The sequence below is a fragment of the Pseudoalteromonas sp. UBA2102 genome, from assembly GCF_002331165.1.
In the GTDB taxonomy this organism is placed as follows: Bacteria; Pseudomonadota; Gammaproteobacteria; order Enterobacterales; family Alteromonadaceae; genus Pseudoalteromonas; species Pseudoalteromonas atlantica.
Window position 1 is genome coordinate 1 of record NZ_DCYU01000143.1, and the last position, 2,131, is coordinate 2,131.

Annotated in this window: 2 protein-coding genes; both read right to left on the reverse strand. The window is 42.7% G+C overall.

All coding sequences use genetic code 11. The features are described from left to right. Positions 1 to 513: protein translocase subunit SecF (locus B2R65_RS18345; RefSeq protein WP_476748312.1), on the reverse strand; the 513-nt coding region annotated here is incomplete at its 3' end. After that, positions 506 to 2,131 (reverse strand): protein translocase subunit SecD (secD, locus tag B2R65_RS18350; RefSeq protein WP_286745067.1); only part of this gene is annotated, 1,626 nt, incomplete at its 5' end. The genes secD and B2R65_RS18345, both read right to left, overlap by 8 nt.

Below are 2,131 nucleotides of genomic sequence, written 5' to 3' on the forward strand. Positions count from 1 at the left end.
TACCAGTAATAAATCATGCACTAGCGCAACCACAGAGCCAACAGCTAAACGCCATTCAAACCGTACAGCTAGATAAAGCATTACTGCAACCATAGCTGAAAATAGCGCTAAACAACCTTGTTCAAACAGTTCATCACCCACTTGTGAGCCAATATACGCTGATGATAAAACCTCGGCGTTAAAATCTGCATTTTGTGTAATGGCGCTTTGCCAATCACTACTATTTGCTGTTGAACCGCTGGGCGCTTCGCGTAGTTGAAAGTGATTATTCCCTTGTGCGGTTAGTTCAAACTCGCCATTGTGATTTTTAGTAATAAATTGCTCAAGTTGTTTTAGCTCAACACCTTGGCTGGTGGTAAATTTTGTTAGGTAACCACCGGTAAAGTCGAGCCCAAAATTAAGCCCTTTTTGACTAAGCGTAAATACCGATAGCAGTACAAGTATGGCGCTTAAAAGCATGCCCGAAAAACGCAGACGTGTACCCGCCTCGCCCTTTAAAAAAGTGTTAAGCATGTGCATTTACTCCTGCTTTTTTAGCCATTTTTAAATATACCGTTTGGCTTAGTACTTTTGATACGTACACGCCAGTAAATACCGAGGTTATTAAGCCAAGTGCCAATGTTATGGCAAAACCTTTAACTGGGCCGTAACCTATTCCATATAAAATAAGCGCGGTGATCATGGTGGTTATATTGGCATCAAATATGGTGTTAGCGGCTTGCTTGTAACCTTCTTGAATAGCTTGATAAGCAGAGCGGCCTTTTCTACGCTCTTCTTTTATTCGCTCAAATATAATAACGTTGGTATCTACCGCCATACCAATGGTGAGTACCAGCCCGGCAATACCCGGAAGTGTTAACACAACCCCTGGTAATAACGACATTAACCCCACTAGCGACGTTAAGTTTAATAACAGCGCTACGTTTGCAATAAGCCCTAAGCGGCGATACCACATTGCCATAAAGGCAAGTGTAATACCCATGCCCAGCATCAATGCGGCCAAGCCGTTAGTTATATTTTCTTGACCTAGGCTTGGGCCAATTGTTTGCTCGTGCACAATAGTAACCGGTGCTGTTAGCGAGCCTGCGCGTAATAATAGTGCTAGGTCGGCCGCTGCCTGTTGGCTTTTCATATTGGTAATACTAAAACGTGAACTTAAATGCTGCGCAATATTCGCTACATTTATAACTTCGCTTTTTTTAACGGTTTCACCTTTAGCGTTTTGAGAGTACTCAGAGTAAACCGTGGCCATAGGCTTACCAATATTAGCTTTTGAAAACGACGACATCGCATCGCCGCCTTGCCCATCAAGGCTAAGTTGCACAAGTGGCTTACCCCAGTCATCGCGCCCTATGGTGGCGTTATTAATATGCTCACCGGTAAAAATTGGCACAGGATCAAGTTTGATGGACCCGCCCGATTGCATATCAAATGTTTGCCCACCGATTTCTTTTAACTGATAAAACCCAAGTGATGCAGTTGCACCTATGATGCGCTTTGCCTCTGTTGGGTCTTGCACGCCTGGCAGCTCTATGCGTATACGGTTTTTACCTTGGCGCTGAGTGACGGCTTCGGTAATGCCTAATTCTTCTATACGTGAGCGAAGCGTTGTAAGCGTTTGGCTCATTACTTCTTTATCAAAGTTGCTTCGCCCTTGCTCTGAATAGGTGAATTTTGCATTTTTAATATCACCATTACTGGTTGTTGAAACTGCTAAATTAGCAAAGCGACTTTGTAGCTCATTGATTACCGGGGTAAGCTTTTTCGCTCCATTTGGGTGTGCATTTATTTCAAAGCCGTGCCCTGTTTGCAGCACTTTAAGGCCGTACGCTTTTTGCTTAATAATAATTGATTTTGCTTGTTGATACGCACTGACTAATTGCTCATCAATTGCTTTATCTAAATCTACGTCGAGTACAAATAACACACCGCCGTTTAAATCTAGTCCCAATTTTATTGGTGATAAACCAAACTCTTGCAGCCAAAGTGGGCTCGTTGCATGTTCTACAATTTTAACTTGCGTGTTTGGATACTGCGCCTTTATAGCCGCTTGGGCTTGTGCGCTTTTAGTTGGCTCGTTTAACAAAATATTTATAGATGTTTGATTATTTAGCCCTTGCTCAACTTTTAA